Raw genomic sequence first — 21,212 nt, 5'->3', positions numbered from 1 at the left:
GCTACAGATGCTCCAGCACACTGCCGAGCTTGATCCCGTTGGAGCCCTTGATGAGGACGAGGCTATCGCTGATGGGCGTGGCCTGGAGGCTCTGGATGAGCTCCCCTACCTCGGCGAAGGCCGCCACCTCGGGGTTGGGGTGTGCTGCCAGTTCACGCATCCAGCAGGGCCCGCAGAGGTAGAGCCGCAGCGGCTGCCCTGCGCGACGGATCTCCTCGAGGAGCTCGTGGTGCGCGGCCTTGCTCGCCGCACCGAGCTCGTTCATATCCCCGAGGATCAGGACACGCCCCTGTCCTGGAGTCTGAGGGATGGCGAGGAAGTTCTGCAGGGCGGTGTGCATGCTGGAGGGATTGGCATTGTAGGCGTCGGCGATGAGACGATTGCCGCGCTCGGTCTCGATGAGCTGGGAGCGGCTGTTGCTGGGCGCGTAGCGGGCTAAGGCCTCCTCCATAGCGGCATAGGGCACGCCGAGGTAGCTCCCCACGGCGAGCGCCGCCAGCACGTTGGGCAGGTTGTAGTCCCCCACGAGCTGGGTGGCAAGACGCCCCTCATAGTCCCCCGAGCGGTAGCGCAGCGCTAGCTGCAGCGATCCGTCCTCATGGAGCACCTCGCCGCGCAGCTCGGCCTCGGAGTTCGTCCCATAGGTATGGCGCGCTACGCCCGCGCTCATCTCCAGCAGCATGGGATCATCTGCGTTGACAAAGAGCTGCGCCCCCTTGGCACGGATATGGTCATAGAGCTCGCCCTTGGTAGCCCGTACGCCCTCGAGCGAACCGAAGCCCTCGAGGTGCGCCGCGCCTATGTTGGTGATGAGCCCGTAGTCGGGGTCGGCAATCGCGCAGAGCTCGGCGATGTCCCCAGGGTGGCTGGCCCCCATCTCGATGATCGCCCACTGATGCTCGGGGCCGAGGCGTAGGAGCGTCAGCGGCACGCCTATGTGGTTGTTGAGGTTACCCTCGGTGTAGAGGATGGGGTAGCGTGCGGAGAGGACGGCGGCCGTCAGCTCCTTGGTAGTCGTCTTGCCATTGGTCCCCGTGATCGCCAGGATGGGCGTCCCCAGCTGCCGTCTGTGGTGGGCGGCCAGCTGCTGCAGGCTCGTGAGGACATCCTCCACGAGGAGGGTGCGCTCGTCGATGAGCTGCTCGGGATCGTCCAGCACGGCGTAGGCCGCCCCCGCCTCGAGCGCCTGGCGCGCGTAGCGGTTACCGTCGAAGTTCGCCCCCTTGAGGGCAAAGAAGATACAGCCCGGGCTAAGGCGCCGCGTATCGGTCGATACCGTAGGGTGCTCGAGATAGAGCTGATAGAGATCGTCCAGTAGGATCATGGTCGTGAGATACTAGCCCTGCGCCAGCCGGAGCCCGAGGAGACTAGCCCCTAGCCCCAGCGCGACGCTGAGCAGGATGTAGAGGGCAGCCTCGAGATAGGCCGCCGAGCGAAGCAGTCCCAGCGCCTCGGCTGAGAAGGTAGAGAAGGTGGTGAAGCCGCCACAGAAGCCCGCGCCGAGGAGGATACGCAGCTCGGGGCTCCACGAGCCTAGCGTGCGATCCGAGAGCCCAAGGAGGTAGCCGAGGGCGAGCGAACCGAGAAGGTTGATCCCCCAGGTCATCCACGGGCTGGGCTGCCCGAGGAGCTGAGCCCCGAGGAGCCCCAGCAGGTAGCGCAGCACGCTGCCCAGCCCTCCGCCGACGAAGGCGAGGGCGAGCGCGGGCAGCGAAGCAGGGAGTGCCGACATAGCGCCCCGCGCGGCTAGATACGCTCGAGGACGAGGTCGATGAGCCCCTCGATGCTGCCCTTATAGTCGGTATTCATGTTCTGCGCCTTGCGCCCGGCGATGATGCAGCAGACCGTCATAGCGCGGTGCCCCATCAGGGCCGCCAGCCCCGCGAGCGAAGAGCTCTCCATCTCGTAGTTGGTCAGGCGCAGCCCCTCGTGGTCGAAGGCCTGGATCTTGGCATTGAGCCCAGGGTCCTGCAGCGCGAGGCGCAGCTGGCGTCCCTGAGGGCCGTAGAAGCCGTTGGCCGCTATGGTGTTCCCGCGCAGGATATCGCTGCCGCAGATCTGCTCGATGAGGGAGGGATCTGCTGGCACGACGTAGGGACGCAGGCCCTCTAGCTGCCAGTCCAGCTGCTGGATCAGCGCCTCCTCGAAGGCACGATGACGCACCCGCTGGCTATCAGCGTAGAAGTAGAGCACGCCGTCGAAGCCGACAGAGTGCACCGCCGCCACGTAGCTGCCGATGGGCGTCTCGTCCTGCAGGCCGCCCGAGGTGCCGACACGCACCAGCGTCAGCTGGCGTAGCTCATCCTTGATCTGGCGCGTCTCGAAGTCGATGTTGGCCAGGGCGTCGAGCTCGTTGAGCACGATGTCGATGTTGTCCGTACCTATGCCGTGGCTGACGACGGTGATGCGCTTGCCTTGATAGTAGCCCGTGATGGTGTGGAACTCACGGCTCGACACATTGCACTCGATGCGCTCGAAGCGGGAGGCCACCATATCGACACGCGCGGGGTCTCCGACGAGGAAGACCTTATCGGCGAGCTGCTCGGGACGCAGATGCAGGTGGAAGACCGAGCCATCGGCATTGATGATCAGCTCGGAGGAGGGGATGATGCGCTTGCTACTCATATTATATATGTCTAGGGTTAGCTAGGTGAGGTCCTTGCCCTAAGGGCTAGCCCGCGCTGTGGCAGGGCTGTACACAAAGGTACGAGTTCTCGCCCATGCTAGCGCTCCCCGCCCGAGGGGCGAGCGCGCGGCGGCCTTAGTCCTAAGCCTCCCGACCGATATCCCTCAGCCCCGCGAGGGGTATCGGTCAGCGCCGTGAGGGACGTCGGTCAGCGAGCTGAGGGATATCCGTCAGGAGCCTCGAGGGATAGCTCGGGAGAAGCTCCACCCCGACTCCCGAGACGCAGCGGGCCTACTGGGAGCATCGTCGCGAGGCAGTGCAAAGCGCCCTTCCGAGGCACCCTACAGCGCTATCTAGCCCTAGGAGAGGCTGCTAGGCGCGGCTCAAGGGATTAGTCCATTATTCGTATCTTTGTGCTCGTATATAGCTATTTCTTAGCTACGTCCGACAGTTATAGATAGATGAATAATTGCCCCGCACTCAGCCGCGCACGGAGTCTCTACAGCATGGCCCTCGCCCTCTGTCTGAGCCTCCTTAGCCTCGTCACGCTCTCCGCACAGACCCCGCGTAAGCAGTCCTACATGGACTATATACGGAGCTTCAGCCCCGAGGCCAAGCGACAGATGGATCGCTACGCCATCCCCGCCAGCATCACCCTGGCGCAGGGGCTCATCGAGACGGGCGCTGGCTCCAGCATGCTGGCGCTGGAGCATAACAACCACTTCGGCATCAAGTGCCACAACAGCTGGACGGGCAAGCGCACCTATCACAAGGACGACCGCCCCAACGACTGCTTCCGCTCCTACCCCTCAGCGAGAGAATCCTACGAGGACCACTCTGCCTTCCTCAAGGGCAAGCGCTACCAGCGCCTCTTCGCCCTGCGCTACGATGACTACCGCGGCTGGGCCCAGGGGCTACAGCTCTGTGGCTACGCGACCAACAAGGGCTACGCCAACATGCTCATCAAGGTCATCGAGGACTACGAGCTCTACACCTTCGACCACGGCAATACCCCCAGCTGGTATACTGGTGCCGAGGCGCGCAGCTCCCGCAGCCCGCGCCGCCCCGAGCGTCACTACGACCAGCCCCAGCGCCGTGCCTACATCAGCTACGGCCTGCTGTATGTACTGGCGGATCAGAACGACAGCTACGAGCGCATCGCCGAGGACATGGGCATCCCTGCCAAGAAGCTCGCTAAGTACAACGATACGCCGCTGGACTACCCCCTCAGCGAGGGCGACATCGTCTACCTCGAGACGAAGAACACGGAGGCCACCCCACGCTACAGCACCTACACCGTCCGCATCGGAGACTCCATGCACGACATCGCGCAGCGCTACGGCATCCGTCTGGACCGACTATACAAGCTCAACAATAAGGATGGCGACTACGTCCCAGAGGAAGGCGATGTCCTTCGTCTGCGATAGCGGCTGCCTCGTGACCACGCACCGAATATGAACGAACGCTATATGCAGCGCGGCGTCTCCGCCAGCAAGGAGGACGTCCATGCCGCCATCAAGAACGTAGACAAGGGACTCTACCCTAAGGCCTTCTGCAAGATCATCCCCGACATCCTCGGCGGTGACCCCGAGTACTGCAACATCATGCACGCCGACGGCGCAGGCACCAAGTCCTCGCTGGCCTACCTCTACTGGCGCGAGACGGGAGACCTCTCCGTATGGAAGGGCATCGCGCAGGATGCGCTGATCATGAACATCGACGACCTGCTCTGCGTGGGCGCCGTCGATGGCATCCTCGTATCCTCCACCATAGGGCGCAATAAGCACCTCATCCCAGGCGAAGTCATCGCCGCCATCATCAACGGCACCGAGGAGCTGCTGGCAGAGCTGCGCGAGCAGGGCATAGGCGTCTACGCCACGGGCGGAGAGACAGCCGACGTGGGCGACCTGGTGCGTACCATCATCGTCGACAGCACCGTCACCTGCCGCATGCACCGCAGTGACGTCATCGACAACGCGCGCATTCGTCCCGGCGACGTCATCGTCGGCCTGGCCTCCTACGGACAGGCCAGCTACGAGCGCGAGTACAACGGCGGCATGGGCAGCAACGGCCTGACCTCGGCTCGCCACGACGTGCTGACGCATGCGCTGGCCGCCCGCTACCCCGAGAGCTACGATGCCGCTACGCCCGACGAACTCGTCTACAGCGGCACGCGCGAGCTCACCGAGCCCATCGCAGGGACACCCCTCGACGCAGGGCGCCTCATCCTCTCCCCCACCCGCACCTACGCCCCCATCATCCGCCAGGTGCTGGACGAGCTCCGTCCACGCATCCACGGCATGGTACACTGCTCGGGCGGAGCGCAGACCAAGGTGCTGCACTTCGTCGACGCGGTGCACGTCATCAAGGACAATCTATTCCCCACGCCGCCCCTCTTCGAGCTCATACAGCAGGAGAGCGGCACGCCGTGGCAGGAGATGTACAAGGTCTTCAACATGGGGCACCGCATGGAGCTCTATGTAGCCCCCGAGGATGCAGCACGCATCATCGAGATCTCCCAGAGCTTCGGCGTAGAGGCTCAGATCATAGGGCGCGTGGAGGCCGCCGAGCGCAAGCAGCTCACGATACACTCCCCCTACGGCACCCTCAGCTACGAATAAGAATTAGACAGCAACCCACACAGCGATATACATGGCAACAGAGAACGACCTGCTAAGTCGTATAGAGAGCCTCGAGATACGGTTCCAGGAGATCACGACCCTCATCACCGCGCCCGACATCATCGCCGATCAGAAGCGATTCATGAAGCTCAGTAAGGAGTATCGTGACCTAGAGCGGATATTAGATAAGGGTAAGGAGTATCGGAACCTCCTGGGCAACATCAGCGAGGGCCGCGAGACGCTCGAGAGCGAGAGCGACCCCGAGCTGCGTGCGATGGCACGCGAGATGATGCAGGAGGCAGAGGAGCGTATCCCCGCCCTCGAGGAGGAGATCAAGCTCCTGCTCATCCCCGCAGACCCCGAGGACGCCAAGAACGTCGTCATGGAGATCCGTGGCGGTACGGGCGGCGACGAGGCAGCGCTCTTCGCTGGAGACCTATATAAGATGTACGTGCGCTACTGCGAGAGCCGCGGCTGGACGACCGAGGTCACCAGCATGAGCGAGGGCACCGCAGGCGGCTACAAGGAAATCATCTTCACTGTCACGGGCGATGGCGTCTACGGCATCCTCAAGTATGAGAGCGGCGTGCACCGCGTACAGCGTGTGCCCGAGACCGAGACTCAGGGGCGCGTACACACCTCCGCAGCCTCCGTGGCTGTCCTCCCCGAGGCCGAGGAGGTGGACGTCGTGCTCAACCCCGCCGACATCGAGATGCAGACCGCACGCTCGGGGGGCGCTGGTGGACAGAACGTCAATAAGGTCGAGACCAAGGTGCAGCTGACGCACAAGCCTACGGGCATCGTCGTCGTCTGCCAGCAGGCACGTACCCAGCTAGCCAACCGTGAGCTGGCCATGCAGATGCTGCGCACCAAGCTCTACGACATCGAGCTGACCAAGCACAACGAGGCTATCGCAGCCCGCCGCAAGACGATGGTCTCCACCGGCGACCGCTCGGCCAAGATCCGCACCTACAACTACCCGCAGGGGCGCGTCACCGACCACCGCATCAACCTCACGCTCTACAATCTGGCCGCCATCATGGGCGGGGAGATACAGCCCATCATCGACGAGCTGATCATCGCTGAGAACATCGAACGAATGAAGGAGGCCGCCCTCTAGAGGCCGCGCCCCGCATACAGCTATTATCATGACCAAGAACGAACTCTTCAAGGAGATTCAACGCAAGCGCTCCTTCCTCTGCATCGGACTCGATACCGACGTAAGGAAGATCCCACAGTTCCTACAGGATGAGGATGACCCTATCTTTGCCTTCAACAAGCGTATCATCGATGCCACGGCGCACCTCTGCGTCGCCTACAAGCCCAACCTAGCCTTCTATGAGAGCATGGGCAGCTTCGGCATCAAGGCCTTCGAGAAGACCGTCGCCTACCTGCAGAGCGAATATCCCGAGCAGTTCATCATCGCCGACGCCAAGCGTGGCGACATCGGCAACACCAGCGACATGTATGCACGCAGCTTCTTCGAGCACCTCAAGGTCGACGCCCTGACCATCGCCCCCTACATGGGCAGCGATAGCGTACAGCCCTTCCTCAAGTACACGGGCCACTGGGTCGTCCTGCTGGCACTGACCTCCAATGAGGGGGCCTTCGACTTCCAGCTCACCGAGGACAAGGAGGGCAAGGCGCTCTTCGAGCAGGTCCTCGAGAAGAGCAAGGAATGGGGCGACAGCGAGCAGCTGATGTACGTCGTCGGCGCTACCAAGGCCGCCATGCTGGAGCGTGTACGTGCCATCGTACCCGACTCCTTCCTCCTCGTACCAGGCGTCGGCTCGCAGAACGGTAGCCTCGAGGAAGTAGCCCGCTACGGCCTCAACGAGCAGTGCGGCCTACTGGTCAACGCCTCGCGTAGCATCATCTACGCCGACCATACCGAGGCCTTCGCCAGCGCCGCAGCGGCCGAGGCCGAGAAGCTCCGACATCAGATGGCCGAGATCCTCATCAAGAACAAGCTCGTCGAGGCTTAGCCCCCAGCGACCAGCTCCCCTATCCATAGCTACGACAGTACGAAGCAATGCAGTTCAGCGCCGCACAGATAGCCCCCCTCCTCGATGGCATCATCGAGGGCGACAGCGCCGCCCTCGTCTCCGACTTCGGCAAGATCGAGAGCGCGAAGGCAGGCGACCTAGCCTTCCTCGCCAACCCTAAGTACGAAGCCTACGCCTACAGCACCGAGGCCACCATCCTACTCGTCAGCAAGGACTTTGCCCCCCGCCAGGAGGTCAAGGCGACGCTGATCCGCGTGGCCGACCCCTACGCTGCTCTAGCCAAGCTCATGCAGCTGGTCGAGCAGCAGCAGAAGCCCCGCCCCGAGGGCATCTCCCCTCAGGCCGCTATCGCCGAGGGCGTAGAGCTGGGCGAAGATGTCTATATCGGGGCCTTCGCCGTTATTGAAGCAGGGGCACGCATCGGCAAGGGCTCGCTCATCTACCCCCACGCCTACATCGGTGCTGGGGTGCAGCTCGGGGAGGACTCCATCGTCTACCCCCATGCTACGCTCTACCACGGCGTGGAGATCGGCGCACGCTGCATCATCCACGCGGGGGCCGTCATCGGCGCCGATGGCTTCGGCTTCGCACCCGAGGCCGACGGCTACCACAAGATCCCTCAGCTGGGTAAGGTCATCCTCGAGGACGACGTAGAGGTAGGCGCCAATACCTGCATCGACCGGGCCGTCATGGGCAGCACGCGCATCGGCCGCGGCGTCAAGCTAGACAACCTCGTCCAGATCGCGCACAACTGCTCCGTCGGGGCCCACACCGTCATGGCTGCACAGGTCGGGGTGGCTGGCTCCAGCCAGATCGGGCAGTGGGGCAAGTTCGGCGGGCAGGTCGGCATCGGTGGGCACATCACCATCGGCGACCGCGTAGAGATGGGCGGACAGGCAGGGGTCATCAGCAACACCCCCGATGGCAGCACGCTCATGGGCTCACCTGCGATGCCGCTGCGTGACGCCATGCGGAGCTTCGTCCTCCAGCCCAAGCTCCCCGAGATGTACCGCCGCCTGCAGGCCCTCGAGAAGGAGCTCGCTGCTCTTAAGCAAGCATCAGCAACGAACTAACACAAGGTATATGAAGAAGCAACAGACGCTCGCCAGCTCCTTCGCCCTCACGGGGAAGGGCCTCCACACGGGTCTAAATATCGAGATCAACTTCCATCCCGCGCCTGCTGGCACGGGTCGCGTCATCCGCCGCACGGATCTGGAGGGCATGCCCGAGATCCCCGCCCTCTCTGAGTTCGTCAAGGGCACCGAGCGCGGCACCGTCCTCATCAAGGGCTCAGCCGCCGTCAGCACCATCGAGCACGCTATGGCAGCACTCTATGCCAAGGGCGTGGACAACTGCCTCATCGAGGTCAACGCCCCTGAGTTCCCTATCCTCGACGGCAGTGCCAAGCACTACATCGAGGCTATCGACCGCGTCGGCCTTGTCGAGCAGGAGCTCCCCGTCGAGCCCTACATCGTCAAGCAGCGCCAGGAGGTCTCGTCTAGCGATGGCCGCTCGCGCATCATCCTGCTACCCGACAGCAAGTTCGGCGTGGACGTGCACGTGTCCTTCGACTCGCCTGTGCTGAGCAATCAGTTCGCCTCCCTGGAGTCGCTGGAAGACTTCGACCAGGAGATCTCCGCCAGCCGCACCTTCGTCTTCGTGCGCGAGGTGGAGACGCTGCTGGAGCACAACCTCATCAAGGGCGGCGACCTCGACAACGCCCTCGTGATCTACGACCAGCCTATGGAGCAGACGCAGCTCGACAAGATCTGCGACCTGATGGGCGTAGCGCGCAAGGTAGCCCCCGAGCTGGGCTACATCAATAACAGCCCCATCATCTTCCCCAACGAGCCTGCCCGTCACAAGCTGCTCGATGTCCTCGGAGACCTCGCCCTCATCGGCCGTCCCATCGTCGGGCGTATCATCGCCTTCTGCCCCGGGCATAAGATCAACAACGAGATGGGCCTGAAGATCCGCAAGGATATCAAGCTCAACGAAGCGCAGGCCCCGCTCTACGACCCCAACGCCACGCCGCTGCTGGATGTCAACCAGGTGCGTGAGCGTCTGCCCCACCGCTACCCCTTCCTCATGGTGGACAAGATCATCGAGATCGGCGCGGACTATATCGTAGGTGTCAAGAGCGTCTCGGGCAACGAGCCCTTCTTCCAGGGCCACTTCCCCAGCGAGCCCGTCATGCCCGGCGTCCTGCAGGTCGAGGCCATGGCTCAGGTCGGGGGGCTACTCATCCTCAGCCAGGTGGAGGACCCCGAGCGCTACTCTACCTACTTCATGAAGATAGACAACGTGAAGTTCCGCCAGAAGGTCGTCCCAGGCGACACCCTCGTCTTCAAGCTCCGCCTCATTACCGAGGTGCGTCGCGGCGTGGCGAATATGCGCGGTCTAGCCTTCGTCGGCGAGAAGCTCGTCTGCGAGGCTGAGTTCATGGCTCAGGTCGTCAAGAATAAGTAACCCACCGTCGTGCAGGCGCTGTCCTCCTCAGAGGGGGAGCGTCTGCACGGCGCCCTATATGCTAGACTATGTCACAGCAGCAAATCAGTCCCCTAGCCTCTGTGTCTCCCGAGGCTAAGCTCGGCGAAGGCGTCCTCGTGCATCCCTTCGCCGTCATCGAGGCCAATACGGAGCTCGGCGAAGGCTGTATCATCGAGAGCGGCGCCGTCATCAAGAGCGGCTCGCGCCTGGGTAAGCACTGCCACATCCACCCAGGGGCCGTCATCGGCGGTATCCCTCAGGACCTCAAGTACGCTGGTGAGGAGAGCCTCGCCATCCTCGGCGATCACGTCAGCGTCCGCGAGTGTGCTACCGTCAATCGTGGTACCGCCTCCAAGGGTAAGACCGTCGTCGGCAGCCACTGCCTCCTGATGGCCTACTCGCACGTCGCCCACGACTGCGTCCTCGGCGACCATGTCATCCTCGGCAATGCTACGCAGGTAGCGGGTGAGGTAGAGGTCGACGACTACGCCATCCTCAGCGGTGGCTCGCTGGTGCACCAGTTCGTCCGCATCTCCAAGCACGTCATGCTCCAGGGCGGTAGCCGTGTCAATAAGGACATCCCTCCCTACACGCTCATCGGTCGCGACCCTATCGTCTACTGCGGGATCAACATCGTGGGGCTGCGTCGTCGCGGCTTCACCAACGAGCAGATCTTCCGCATCAACGACATCTACCGCACCCTCTATCAGCGCGGGCTCAACAATAGCGAGGCCTTCAAGGTCATCGAGGAGGAGATCCCCGACACCTACGAGCGCCAGCTCATCCTCGACTTCGTACGCTCCTCCGAGCGAGGTATCGTACGCGGCACCATGGACTAGCAGGAGGGCGGGCTCATGCAGAAGATCTTCACCGGCAAGCAGCTCCCCCTGCTCTACCAGCGGGCGCTCGAGCTCGACGGGCTGACGAGTCGTGACCACATCGATCGTGCTGCTAGCGCCTTCGTCCAGGAGTTCGTCCGCCACTACCAGCGCGGCGTACGCATGGTCTACGTCTGGGCTGGAGCGGGGCGCTGCGGGGCCTATGCGCTGAGGACGGCACGCCTGCTCTTCGACCGCGGCTACCGCGTCTCGGTCTACCTCATCTATAGCGCGGGCAAGATCTCCCCCGAGGTGGAGGAGCTACTCCCGCTGATGGAGGCGGAGGGACTCCTCTTCACGCCTATCTACGAGTCGCTGCTCAAGGTCAACCTCAGCAGCGAGGATGTGGTGATCGATGGTATCTTCGGCGCAGAGCTCTCTACGCCCCTCTCGGGCGGCTACCAGCAGCTCATCCAGTACCTCAATGCCAGCAAGGCGCGCCGCGTGAGCATCGAGATCCCCTCGGGTCTCTTCGCCGAGGAGAACTCGGGGAACCAGCATCGGGAGATCTTCCGTGCCGAGCGCACCATCGCCTTCGATAGCCCGAAGCTCGCCTTCTTCTTCAAGGAGCATAAGCCCTATGTCGGGGAGTGGCGTCACATCCCCCTCGGTATCAGTGCTGCCGCCGAGGAGGGTATCCCCGTCCAGTACCACCTCATCGAGGATAGCTCGGTGACTACCGAGCTGCAGAGCCGTCCCCTCGAGGGCTACGGCACCCTTCCCCCTCGGGTCTTCGTCCCCATCCTCCAGCCTGGCTATGCAGGCTCGGCGCTGCTGCTGGCACGTGCGGCTCAGCGCTCGGGGCTCGCTTCGCTCGAGCTCTCCATCCCCAAGGAGGAGGCCCTCCAGCTCCAGCTCATGCTGCCCGAGCTACGCATCACCAGCGGCAGCTTCGAGAGCTACCAGCAGTACCTCTCGAGCTATACGGCTATCGCTGTGACCAGCGGCTTCGGCACGAGCGAGCAGGCTGCGGGACGCCTCCAGTCCCTCCTCACGCTCGCTGCGACACGCCCCTTCCTGCTGGCGGAGGACGCGCTGCGGCTCTTCACCAAGCACCGCGAACTGCTGCCGCTCATCCCGCCGAACTCTATCCTCGTGGCGGACGAATTCAGCTTCGACCAGCTCACCACGCGCCACAGCTCGGATGCAGAGCGTCTGCGCGAGGCTAAGGAACTGGCGGCACAGCTCGACGTCTGCCTCATCCTACGCGGCGAGAGCACGGCGATCTGTCTGCCTAGCGGCTCAGTCCTCTTCGATGTGACGGGCAATAGCGCCCTCTCGCGCCCAGGCTGCCAGCAGGTACTCTACGGCCTCATCATCGGCCTGCTCGCGCAGTACCGCTCGAGCATGACGGCCGCCATGATCGGGGTGCACCTGCACGGACTCGCTGCTGAGCTCTACTCGGGCAAGCAGAGCCAGCGCAGCCTCGTAGCGGGCGACCTCCTCCCCCAGATCAGCCGCGCCTACCATCAGCTCGACCTCTAGCGCTCCGAGCAGCCCTATCCCAAGCCCGCGGGGGCGACAGTGCACAGCAGCCTGTCGCCCCCGCGGGCTTTCTGTCTTCTTGCTCCTCCCTCTCTTCTCCCCTAGCCTCAGTAGGCCACAGCGCAAGGCGAAGCCCTCTCACAGCGGGTGCTCAGCGTGCTGCGCCCAGCTGATCGCAGCCCTTCGCCCCTAGTGCGACCGAGCTGAGGGCTAAGGGTGGGTGAAAAATATAATATAACTTTTCCGCAGTTCTTATATTACTTTCGGCAAATTATTATATTACTTTTTGGCAAAAATTATATTATTTCTCCCCAAATATTATATTACTTTTCCCAGTCCGACCCGTCGGTCAGCTCCGTCACAGCCTTCCCTCAGCTCCCGCAGAGCCTCCTCGGACGAAGGCAAGCCCCTCAGTGCAGCGCACCAAAGGGTAGCAGCCAGCACGGAAGCACGCCCCGATAAGGCGAACCAGCATCAGCACTGACCATCCTTAGTCGTTGGGGGGGGCGCCCCTGTAGGGCTCTGTCTTTATTGCCTCCACCTTACCCAGGGTTTGGTTGCCCTTGCAGGGCTACGCACCCCTGGGCTTTGAAGGGGTCGCCCCGCTGGGGCTTGCCCCTCCGCCTATCCCTTACCAAGAACGAAGCTAACCCGAAGGCAGCAAAGCTGTAGGTGTTACGGGGAGGACGTCAAGAGAGCAAGAAAATAGAGGCAAAAAACACCCTGTAGGCACGAACTATGGAATAGCACTGACCATCCTTAGTTGTTTGGGGGGGCGTCCCTGTAGGGCTCTATCCTTATTGCCTCCACCTTACCCAGGGTTTGGTCGCCCTTACAGGGCTGCGCACCCTGGGCTTTGAAGGGGTCGCCCCGCTGGGGCTTGCACCTCCGCCTATCCCTTACCAAGAACAAAGCTAAGCCGAAGGCAGCAAAGCTGTAGGTGTTACGAGGAGGGCGTGAAGAGAGCAAGAAAATAGACGCCAAAGACACTCTATAGGCGCAAACTATGGAACAAGGTGAGGCATAGCTTAGCGATAAGAGAGGACTTCTCTAGCATAAACTAAGGGTATCACGCAGCGGAAGGGAGACACTTAGGAGGCTATGTGCCAAGCGGAGGAGCAAAGCCCCTAGAGGGGCGACCCCCTCAAAGCCCAGGGTGCGCAGCCCTGTAAGGGCGACCAAACCCTGGGTAAACTACAGACAAAAGGACAGAGCCCTACAGGGGCGACCCTCAAAGCGGTCGTGAGGCCGCAGCGGCATACTTCGCCATTTCATAGGACACACGCAAGGGGGACGTCCTTAGACTATAGGCGTGCGAGGCGGAGGACGAGGGCGGGCAGCCTTGGGCTGGCATGCAGACTAAGCTCGAGAGCTAGATAGAACATAGCTTAGCGATAAGAGAGGACTTCTCTAGCATGAACTAAGGGTATGACGCAGCGGAAGGGAGACACTTAGGAGGCTATGCGCCAAGAGGAGGAGCAAAGCCCCTAAAGGGGCAACCCCCTCAAAGCCCAGGGTGCGCAGCCCTGTAAGGGCGACCAAACCCTGGGTAAACTACAGACAAAAGGACAGAGCCCTACAGGGGCGACCCTCAAAGCGGTCGTGAGACCGCAGCGGCACACTTCGCCATTTCATAGGACACGCACGAGGGGACGTCCTTAGACTATAGGCGTGTGAGGCGGAGGACGAGGGCGGGCAGCCTTGGGAGGCGCTGGGGACGAAGCCCGAGGCGCGCGGCAGGCGATCCCCCTAGCTTTTGTATCTTTGTGTCTACAACTATGGGAAGGATATTAGCTATTGATTTCGGACGCAAGCGCTGCGGCGTAGCGGCTACCGACACCCTACAGCTCGTACCAGGCGGGCTGGGGACGATACCCACACACCAGCTACTGGACTGGCTCGCCGACTACCTCAGCCGCGAGCCCGTGGATCTACTCGTGATGGGCTACCCCCGCCAGATGCAGGGTCAGGAGTCCGAATCGATGAAATACATCCGCCCCTTCGTCACCCGCCTGCAGCAGGCACAGCCCCAGCTCAAGATCGTCTATCAGGACGAGCGCTTCACCTCGGTCCTAGCGCAGCGTACCATACGCGAGGCAGGCATAGGCAAGATGCGCCGCCAGCAGGACAAGGGGCTCGTCGACGAGGTCAGCGCCGTCATCATCCTGCAGAGCTACCTCGAGCAGCGCGATGGCCTCGGGCCCATACAGCTACCCTAGGATAGGGATCCCATACGTTAGATTATACAGAGCAGATATTGACTCGCTATGAAACTACCTATTTATATCTACGGTCACCCCGTCCTACGCGAGGTCGGCGCCGACATCAGCCCCGACTATGTGGGCCTACAGCAGCTCCTCGAGGACATGTGGGAGACTATGTACTTCTCCGATGGCATCGGGCTAGCGGCGCCTCAGATCGGGCGCGCCATTCGCCTCTTCGTCATCGACGCCGATCCCATGGCCGAGAGCTACCCCGAGTGCAAGGGGCTCAAGCAGACCTTCATCAATGCTCGTATCGTAGAGAGCAGCGAGGAGACGCTGGCCGAGGATGAGGGCTGCCTCAGCATCCCAGGCATCCACGAGCGCGTCACCCGCCCGGCCACGATCACCATCGAGTACGTGGATGCGAACTTCGAGCCACACCGCGAGACCTACTCCGGCTTCGCTGCCCGCGTCATCCAGCACGAGTACGACCACATCGAGGGCGTGCTCTTCACGGACAAGATCGCCGCCATCCGCCGCCAGCTCATCAAGGGCAAGCTGACCAACCTACAGAAGGGTAAGGTGAGTGCACACTACCGCACCGTCACTGCCCCTCAGAAGCGTAAGTAAGCCCCGCCTCACCCCCTTAGCCCCGCTGCCTCCATGCGTAAGCCCCTACTTCTAGCCCTAGCCCTCCTCGGTGCGAGCAGCCTGCTCCGCGCCCAGATCGATGTGGATCAGGTCTTGAACATAGGGCGCAATGCGATCTACTTCAAGGACTACATCGTCTCGATGGGCTACTTCAACCAGGTCATCGGCCTACGCCCCTGGATGGCTGAGCCCTACCTCTACCGCTCCATCGCCAAGATCAGCCTCGACGACTACGCTGGGGCCTCAGCCGATGCCAGCCTAGCGCTAGAGCGTAACCCCCTTCTGAGCCGAGCCTACCTCATCCGAGGGATCGCACACCTGGCGAGCAAGGACTACCCAGCGGCGACGAAGGACTTCCGTCAGGGGCTGAGCCTCTCCCCCGCCGACCAGGGCATGCACCACAACCTCACGCTGGCGCTGCTGGAGGAGAAGAAGTACCAGGAGGCCGACAGCGCCGCCTATCAGATGCTGCGCTTCGCCCCCAAGAGCCGCGAGGCCTACCGCTTCCTAGCGCAGTCCGCCCTAGAGCGGCAGGACACGCTATTGGCACAGCAGCGCCTCGGGCAGCTCCTGGAGCTCGACAGCGCCTACAGCCCTGCCTACCTGCTGCGCGCCCAGATCGCCGCAGCCCGCCAGGACTACAGCTCCAGCATCCGTGACCTAGACTACGTCATCGGTCGGGGAAGCGCCTCTGCTAGCCTCTATGTCAATAGGGCCATCATGCGCTACCACCAGAATGACCTGCGGGGCGCTATGGAGGACTACAGCGAGGCCCTACGCCTCAGCCCCTCGGAGCGTGCGGCGCTGAATAACCGCGCCCTGCTGCGCATGCAGGTCGGCGAATACAGCCTGGCGATCACCGACTGGGACAAGCTGCTCCAGCTCGAGCCGAAGAACCACATCGCACGCTACAACCGCGCCCTGCTCCTCGAGCGCGTGGGCCGTCTGCGTGCCGCCCTCAGCGACCTCAATGAGGTACTCCGCGTCTACCCCATCTTCTCCGAGGGCTTCGTAGCGCGTGCTGCCCTCAGGCAGCGTCTCGGGGATACGAAGGGCGCCACGCAGGACCAGCTGCACGTCTTCGACCTAAGCAACAACGCCCGCTACCGCAAGCAGGCCACGCAGCAGGCCAAGACCAACAGCAAGCCCAGCAAGACCCGTAGCGAGACCGACGAGGCGATCGAGAAGTATGGCCTCCTCGTCGAGACCAAGCCCGAGACGGGCGCCGAGCGCCCCAGCTACAGCAGTCAGCTGCGCGGCCGCGTGCAGGACGTAGAGCAGCAGCTGCAGCCCAAGCAGGACGTGCACCTCAGCTACTTCACCGAGGTGGATAAGGATGGCAACCAGAGCCGCGTCTTCTACTCCAGCCTCCTCGACCAGCTCAATAGCCGCCTCAGGCAGCGCGACCGCCGCGCCCCACGCATCCTCCTCGAGGAGCGCAGCCTACAGCTCGGCGAGAAGCAGATCCAGGCGCTGCACGCCGACATCCGTCAGCTCTCGGAGCTCGGCGAGGATCAGGCCGAGCTCTACCTACGCCGAGGCATCGACTACGCCCTGCTTCAGGACCTCGACCAGGCGATCCTAGACTTCACCCGCGCCCTGAGTATCGACCCCAAACTTTCTATAGCATACCTAGCGCGTGCCGCAGCCTCCGTGCGCCGCTCGCAGGCGCTGCAGAGCCGTCAGGCCGAGCCCAGCACGAGCACCGAGCAGCAGCTCATCCGCTCGGCAGCTACCGTCGGTGGACAGCCGATCACCGTGCCGAGTGCCCCACGCCGCCCCAGCGCCCTGCTGGAGCACCCGCCGCTGCTCGACCTCAACCAGCTCCTACAGCTCGCCCCAGGCTTCGCCTACGGCTACTATAATAGGGCCAACCTCTACCTGCGCTCAGGGGAGCAGACCCGCGCCCTCGAGGACTACAACAAGGCCATAGAGCTCAGCGCGAGCTTCGCTGAGGCCTACTTCAACCGCGGCCTCCTCTACTACGCTCAGGGTAAGGTCGCCGAGGGGACGCGTGACCTCAGCCGTGCAGGCGAGCTCGGGCTCTACGAGGCCTACAGCATCATCAAGCGCATGAACCAATAAGCCCCGCCCTATGCCCAAGCTCATCCTAGTGCCCACCCCTATAGGCAACCTCGAGGACATCACCCTACGCGCCCTCAAGGTGCTGCGCAGCGTCCCGCTCATCCTCGCCGAGGATACGCGCACCTCGGGGCTACTCCTACAGCACTACGAGATCAAGTGCCCGATGCAGAGCTACCACAAGTACAATGAGCATCAGGCCCTGGAGCGCCTCTGCGACCGCATCGAGCAGGAGGGCGAGGTAGCCCTCATCACCGACGCGGGCACCCCCGCCATCTCCGACCCCGGCTACCTCCTAGTGCGTGCCTGCCTGGAGCGTAGCATCGAGGTCGAGTGCCTCCCAGGGGCTACGGCCTTCGTCCCCGCGCTCGTCATCTCGGGCTTGCCCTCCGATCGCTTCAGCTTCGAGGGCTTCCTCCCCGCCAAGAAGGGGCGGCAGACCAAGCTCCGTGAGCTCGCCCAGCGCGACCACACGATGATCCTCTACGAGTCCCCTCACCGCCTCCTCAAGACCCTCGAGCAGCTGGCCGAGCACTTCGCCGCCGACACGCAGGTGGCGGCCGTGCGGGAGCTCACCAAGCTCTACGAAGAGGCGGTACGCGGCACCCTCGCGGAGCTCATCCAGCACTTCACCCAGCACGAGCCGCGGGGGGAGTTTGTGCTTATTATCGGAAGAAATAGTACATTTGAGGGTGAAAAGGAGCCCCCAATAGACGACAGCAAGCCACTCAGCGAAGAGGAGCGCAAGCGACTACGGCGCTCTAAAAAGTGGAATAAGTAAATAATCTCACGTGTATGAAGAAGATCCTGATCTTTGCTGGCCTACTTTCACTGGGCCTAGCATCCTGCTCGACGAACTCGAGTGAGTATAAGACACTGAAGGCTCAGTACGACTCGCTCGCCATCGTCAACCAGAACTACGAGTCCGAGCTCCACGAGACTGACTCCCTCGTGGCAAGCGTCCTGACCAACTTCCAGGAGATCTCCTCGGTCGAGGGGATGATCAACGTCAACCCCATGAAGGGCGACATCCGCCGCTCGGAGCGCGATCGCATCAAGGACAATATGCTCCTGATCAACGACAAGCTCCGCGCCAGCAACGACGCCATCAATGCCCTGACCGAGAAGCTCGAGAAGAGCGGCGGACAGAACCGTCGCCTGCAGGCCACCATCGCGGCGCTCCGCAAGGAGCTCGAGGTGCAGAAGCAGCGCGTGCAGACCCTCACCGAGGAGCTCGAGCGTAAGAACCTCGCCATCGGTCTGCTGGACTCCATGCTCACGCAGCGCATGAGTGACGTCGATCGCCTCAACGCAGCTACCGCACAGCAGGCAGCGGCTCTGGCGAGCCAGGACAAGGAGCTCAACACCGTACGCTACTGCATCGGTACCAAGGGCGACCTCAAGGACATGAAGATCCTACAGGGCGGCCGCGTAGCCACCGAGCAGGCTAATATGAGCTACTTCACGAAGACCGACCGCCGCGACCTCTCGCAGCTGCCGCTCTACAGCCGCAAGGCCCGCCTCCTGACCGTGCACCCCGCTAGCTCCTACGAGCTCCTGCCCGGCAGTGACAAGCAACTCGTCCTCCACATCAAGAATAGCGAGGCCTTCTGGAGCAACTCGAAGATCCTCGTCGTCCAGGTAGACTAAGCGCCTAGCTTAGCGATCCGAGACGATCCCTCTAGCGACGAGCCCCTACTCCTGGTTAGCCCCACGCGGGCTGCCAGCGGTAGGGGCTTCGTCATTTCTAGTCCTTCGCAGCCGCCCCAAGTACTTATTAAGGTAGCTTCTCAGCACTCATCAAGGCAGCGCCTCAGCACTCATTAAGGCAGCTCCTCAACACTCCTTCACGCCGCTCACTAGGCTCCGCTCATGCAGGCCCTCAGCACTCCCGCCATCGTCCTCCACCGCACGCGCTACAGCGACAGCTACAGCATCTACCAGCTCTACACACGCGAGGCAGGGGCTGTAGGCGTCCTCGTACCCGAGCGGCGCCAGCGTCGGCAGCCCATACGGGAGCTACTGCGCCCGCTGGCAGAGGTAGAGCTGATCCTCAAGAAGCAAAGCCGCGGCGAGCTCTACAAGATCCAGGAAGCCCGTGGCCTCTGCCTCCACCACAGCCTACAGACGCACCCTGCCAAGGGCGCACAGGCCATCTTCCTCAGCGAGTTCCTCTACCGCATCCTCCGCACCCCGAGCCCCGAGCCCGAGCTCTACCACTTCATCAGCCACTCGCTGCAGCTCTGGGAAGGGCTGGAGCAAGGCGTGGCGAACTTCCACCTCAGCTTCCTCATCCAGCTGCTGGAGTACTTCGGCCTCACGCCCGAGCTGCCGGAGGAGCCTTGCCTAGGGCGCTTCTTCGACCTCTCGGAGCTGCGCTTCGTCCCTAGCCCAGGCGCCTATCGCCTCAGCCCCGAGGAGTACGCGGCCGTGCCTGCTCTGCTTCGGATGAGCTACGAGCGCTTGTATGGCTACCCGCTCAATAGGCTGCAGCGCGCCCGCATCCTCGACCTGCTGCTGGACTACTACCGCCTGCACCTGCACCACTTTCCCCCGCTGAAGTGCCTACCCATCCTGCGGCAGCTCGCCACCACGAGCCCTCCGCCGGCCCCGATCCCCGTAGATGAGGACTGAGCCCCCAGAGCAAGGCATACAAATAGAGCGCCCGACTGCTAGCATAGCAGTCGGGCGCTCTCCTTATATCTCGGGTCCGTGAGGGGGCTAGCCCTTGCGGCGGATCGTCTCGATCATATCGCGCGTCATGGCCGGCAGGTCGTACTGGGGCTTCCAGTCCCACTCGCTGCGCGCGCAGCTATCGTCTAGGGAGTTGGGCCAGGAGTCAGCGATGCCCTGACGCAGTGGATCGAGCTCGTAGTGCAGCTCGAAGCTGGGGATGAGCTCGCGGATCGAGGCAGCGATACCCTCGGGGTCGAAGCTCATGGCCGTGATGTTGAAGGAATTGCGGTGCAGCAGGCGGCTGGGGTCCGCCTCCATCAGCTCCATGCAGGCACGCAGGGCATCGGGCATGTACATCATATCCATGTAGGTACCGGGCTTGAGCGGGCAGGCAAACTTACCCTCACGCACGGCAGCGTAGTAAATATCTACGGCGTAGTCCGTCGTGCCGCCCCCTGGAGGCGCTACATTGGAGATCAGCCCTGGGAAGCGTACCGAGCGCGTATCGACGCCGAAGCGCTTGTGGTAGTAGTCGCTGAGCAGCTCACCTGACACCTTGGTCACCCCGTACATGGTCTTGGGGCGCTGGATGGTGTCCTGGGGCGTCATGTCGCGCGGGGTCTCGGGGCCAAAGGAGCCGATGGAGCTCGGGGTGAAGACAGCGCAGCCTTCCTCGCGGGCGACCTCCAGCACGTTGAAGAGGCCTCCGAGGCCGATCTTCCATGCCAGCTGGGGCTTGGCCTCGGCCACAGCGCTCAGCAGTGCGGCCAGGTTGTAGATGGTGTCGATCTTGTAGCGGCGCACGACCTCGGCGATCTGCGCGGCGTTGGTGATGTCTACGACTTCGCTAGGCCCGGTCTCGAGCAGCTCGCCATGAGGGGGTGCTGAGGGGATGTAGCCGACGACAACGGTGGGATAGTGTTTGCGTAGGGTGAGGGCTAGCTCCGTACCTATCTGCCCCGTAGAGCCGATAATCAGGATGTTTTTCATACCTCGATCTTGATGTTAATTGAGTAAGAGTTCGTCTACTTGTGTTGCGTTTTCTATTACGGCCAGGTGCGCTTCTCATGGAGCCCTGGGTATAGAGCGTACAAGTGCTCTTTACGAGGCAAATGTAGCAATTCTCCTAGGAATACCCAAGCCAGGCCAAGACTCGGCGCCCCGCCCCGCCCAAAGCGCTCTGCACCAGCGCACTCCTCACACTCGTCCTTCACCTCAGCGGAGAGGAAGGGCGTCCCTAAGGCCTCAGCGAGGTGCACCTGTGCAAGGAGGCCTCGTGAGGGATATCAATCAGGGCACTGAGGGGCGTCCGTCAGAGTGCTGAGGGATACCAGTGAGCAGGGCTCAGGGATATCCCTCACGGAGCTAGGACAAGGCTGTCGCCACGCTACGAGCTCCCAGTGCGGGAGCTAGACCGCTCCCGAGCCCACGCCGAGGCGCTCCACACCTGGCCATCCTCGCTGGCTCTAGGGGGCTTAGCCCCAACCCTCGCC

The 21,212-nt window shown here is 62.7% G+C and carries 18 protein-coding genes; 14 read left to right on the top strand and 4 right to left on the bottom strand.

All coding sequences use genetic code 11. From position 1 onward, the window contains the following. Position 1 precedes the first annotated feature (1 nt). The 3 genes from murF to J4862_RS01415 are packed head-to-tail and all read right to left on the bottom strand — an operon-like array spanning position 2 to position 2,625. The gene (gene murF / locus J4862_RS01425) at positions 2-1,321 is read right to left on the bottom strand and encodes a UDP-N-acetylmuramoyl-tripeptide--D-alanyl-D-alanine ligase (protein WP_211789521.1); all 1,320 of its coding nucleotides are present in this window, start codon (positions 1,319-1,321) and stop codon (positions 2-4) included. 15 nt (positions 1,322-1,336) lie between these two features. Continuing rightward, positions 1,337-1,732 (bottom strand): fluoride efflux transporter CrcB, encoded by a 396-nt coding sequence (crcB, locus tag J4862_RS01420; RefSeq protein ID WP_211788969.1) that lies wholly within the window; start codon positions 1,730-1,732, stop codon positions 1,337-1,339. A gap of 14 nt (positions 1,733-1,746) precedes the next feature. Next, entirely contained in the window at positions 1,747-2,625 is an 879-nt protein-coding gene (locus J4862_RS01415) for a nucleoside phosphorylase (RefSeq protein ID WP_211788968.1), read from the bottom strand. Positions 2,626-3,087: 462 nt separating this feature from the next. Between J4862_RS01415 and J4862_RS01410 the strand changes: the two genes are divergently transcribed. The 14 genes from J4862_RS01410 (at position 3,088) to J4862_RS01345 (ending at position 19,677) form a co-directional block, all read left to right on the top strand. Further along, positions 3,088-4,053, top strand: a complete 966-nt coding sequence (locus tag J4862_RS01410; protein WP_371742402.1) for a glucosaminidase domain-containing protein — start codon at positions 3,088-3,090, stop codon at positions 4,051-4,053. Positions 4,054-4,080: 27 nt separating this feature from the next. After that, entirely contained in the window at positions 4,081-5,247 is a 1,167-nt protein-coding gene (locus J4862_RS01405; RefSeq protein ID WP_371742401.1) for an AIR synthase related protein, read from the top strand. 31 nt (positions 5,248-5,278) lie between these two features. Beyond that, positions 5,279-6,367 (top strand): peptide chain release factor 1, encoded by a 1,089-nt coding sequence (prfA, locus tag J4862_RS01400; protein ID WP_211788967.1) that lies wholly within the window; start codon positions 5,279-5,281, stop codon positions 6,365-6,367. A gap of 28 nt (positions 6,368-6,395) precedes the next feature. After that, positions 6,396-7,232, top strand: a complete 837-nt coding sequence (pyrF, locus tag J4862_RS01395; RefSeq protein ID WP_211788966.1) for an orotidine-5'-phosphate decarboxylase — start codon at positions 6,396-6,398, stop codon at positions 7,230-7,232. Positions 7,233-7,279: 47 nt separating this feature from the next. After that, a complete protein-coding gene (lpxD, locus tag J4862_RS01390) occupies positions 7,280-8,326 on the top strand; it encodes a UDP-3-O-(3-hydroxymyristoyl)glucosamine N-acyltransferase (RefSeq protein ID WP_211788965.1) in 1,047 nt (348 codons plus the stop codon). Between the two features lie 10 nt (positions 8,327-8,336). Beyond that, positions 8,337-9,722, top strand: a complete 1,386-nt coding sequence (locus J4862_RS01385; protein ID WP_211788964.1) for a bifunctional UDP-3-O-[3-hydroxymyristoyl] N-acetylglucosamine deacetylase/3-hydroxyacyl-ACP dehydratase — start codon at positions 8,337-8,339, stop codon at positions 9,720-9,722. Positions 9,723-9,790: 68 nt separating this feature from the next. Then, entirely contained in the window at positions 9,791-10,582 is a 792-nt protein-coding gene (gene lpxA, locus J4862_RS01380) for an acyl-ACP--UDP-N-acetylglucosamine O-acyltransferase (protein ID WP_211788963.1), read from the top strand. 15 nt (positions 10,583-10,597) lie between these two features. Further along, positions 10,598-12,106: a bifunctional ADP-dependent NAD(P)H-hydrate dehydratase/NAD(P)H-hydrate epimerase gene (locus J4862_RS01375; RefSeq protein ID WP_211788962.1), complete on the top strand. Its 1,509-nt coding sequence runs from the start codon at positions 10,598-10,600 to the stop codon at positions 12,104-12,106. A 1,778-nt stretch (positions 12,107-13,884) separates the two neighbouring features. Next, the gene (ruvX, locus tag J4862_RS01370; RefSeq protein ID WP_211788961.1) at positions 13,885-14,325 is read left to right on the top strand and encodes a Holliday junction resolvase RuvX; all 441 of its coding nucleotides are present in this window, start codon (positions 13,885-13,887) and stop codon (positions 14,323-14,325) included. Between the two features lie 48 nt (positions 14,326-14,373). Then, complete coding sequence (gene def, locus J4862_RS01365; RefSeq protein WP_211788960.1) at positions 14,374-14,940, top strand: peptide deformylase; 567 nt, start codon at positions 14,374-14,376, stop codon at positions 14,938-14,940. A gap of 33 nt (positions 14,941-14,973) precedes the next feature. Continuing rightward, positions 14,974-17,046 (top strand): tetratricopeptide repeat protein, encoded by a 2,073-nt coding sequence (locus J4862_RS01360; protein ID WP_211788959.1) that lies wholly within the window; start codon positions 14,974-14,976, stop codon positions 17,044-17,046. Between the two features lie 10 nt (positions 17,047-17,056). After that, positions 17,057-17,824 (top strand): 16S rRNA (cytidine(1402)-2'-O)-methyltransferase, encoded by a 768-nt coding sequence (rsmI, locus tag J4862_RS01355; protein WP_211788958.1) that lies wholly within the window; start codon positions 17,057-17,059, stop codon positions 17,822-17,824. A gap of 14 nt (positions 17,825-17,838) precedes the next feature. After that, positions 17,839-18,693 (top strand): hypothetical protein, encoded by an 855-nt coding sequence (locus J4862_RS01350; RefSeq protein WP_211788957.1) that lies wholly within the window; start codon positions 17,839-17,841, stop codon positions 18,691-18,693. 222 nt (positions 18,694-18,915) lie between these two features. Continuing rightward, positions 18,916-19,677: a DNA repair protein RecO gene (locus tag J4862_RS01345; RefSeq protein ID WP_211788956.1), complete on the top strand. Its 762-nt coding sequence runs from the start codon at positions 18,916-18,918 to the stop codon at positions 19,675-19,677. A gap of 87 nt (positions 19,678-19,764) precedes the next feature. On the opposite strand, the gene J4862_RS01340 is transcribed toward J4862_RS01345, so the two are convergent. After that, on the bottom strand, positions 19,765-20,709 hold the full coding sequence (locus J4862_RS01340) for an NAD-dependent epimerase/dehydratase family protein (protein WP_211788955.1): 945 nt from the start codon (positions 20,707-20,709) through the stop codon (positions 19,765-19,767). Positions 20,710-21,212 lie beyond the last annotated feature (503 nt).

The organism is Porphyromonas sp. oral taxon 275, assembly GCF_018127745.1.
Classification (GTDB): domain Bacteria; phylum Bacteroidota; class Bacteroidia; order Bacteroidales; family Porphyromonadaceae; genus Porphyromonas.
This window is presented reverse-complemented; position numbering and strand designations above follow the sequence as displayed.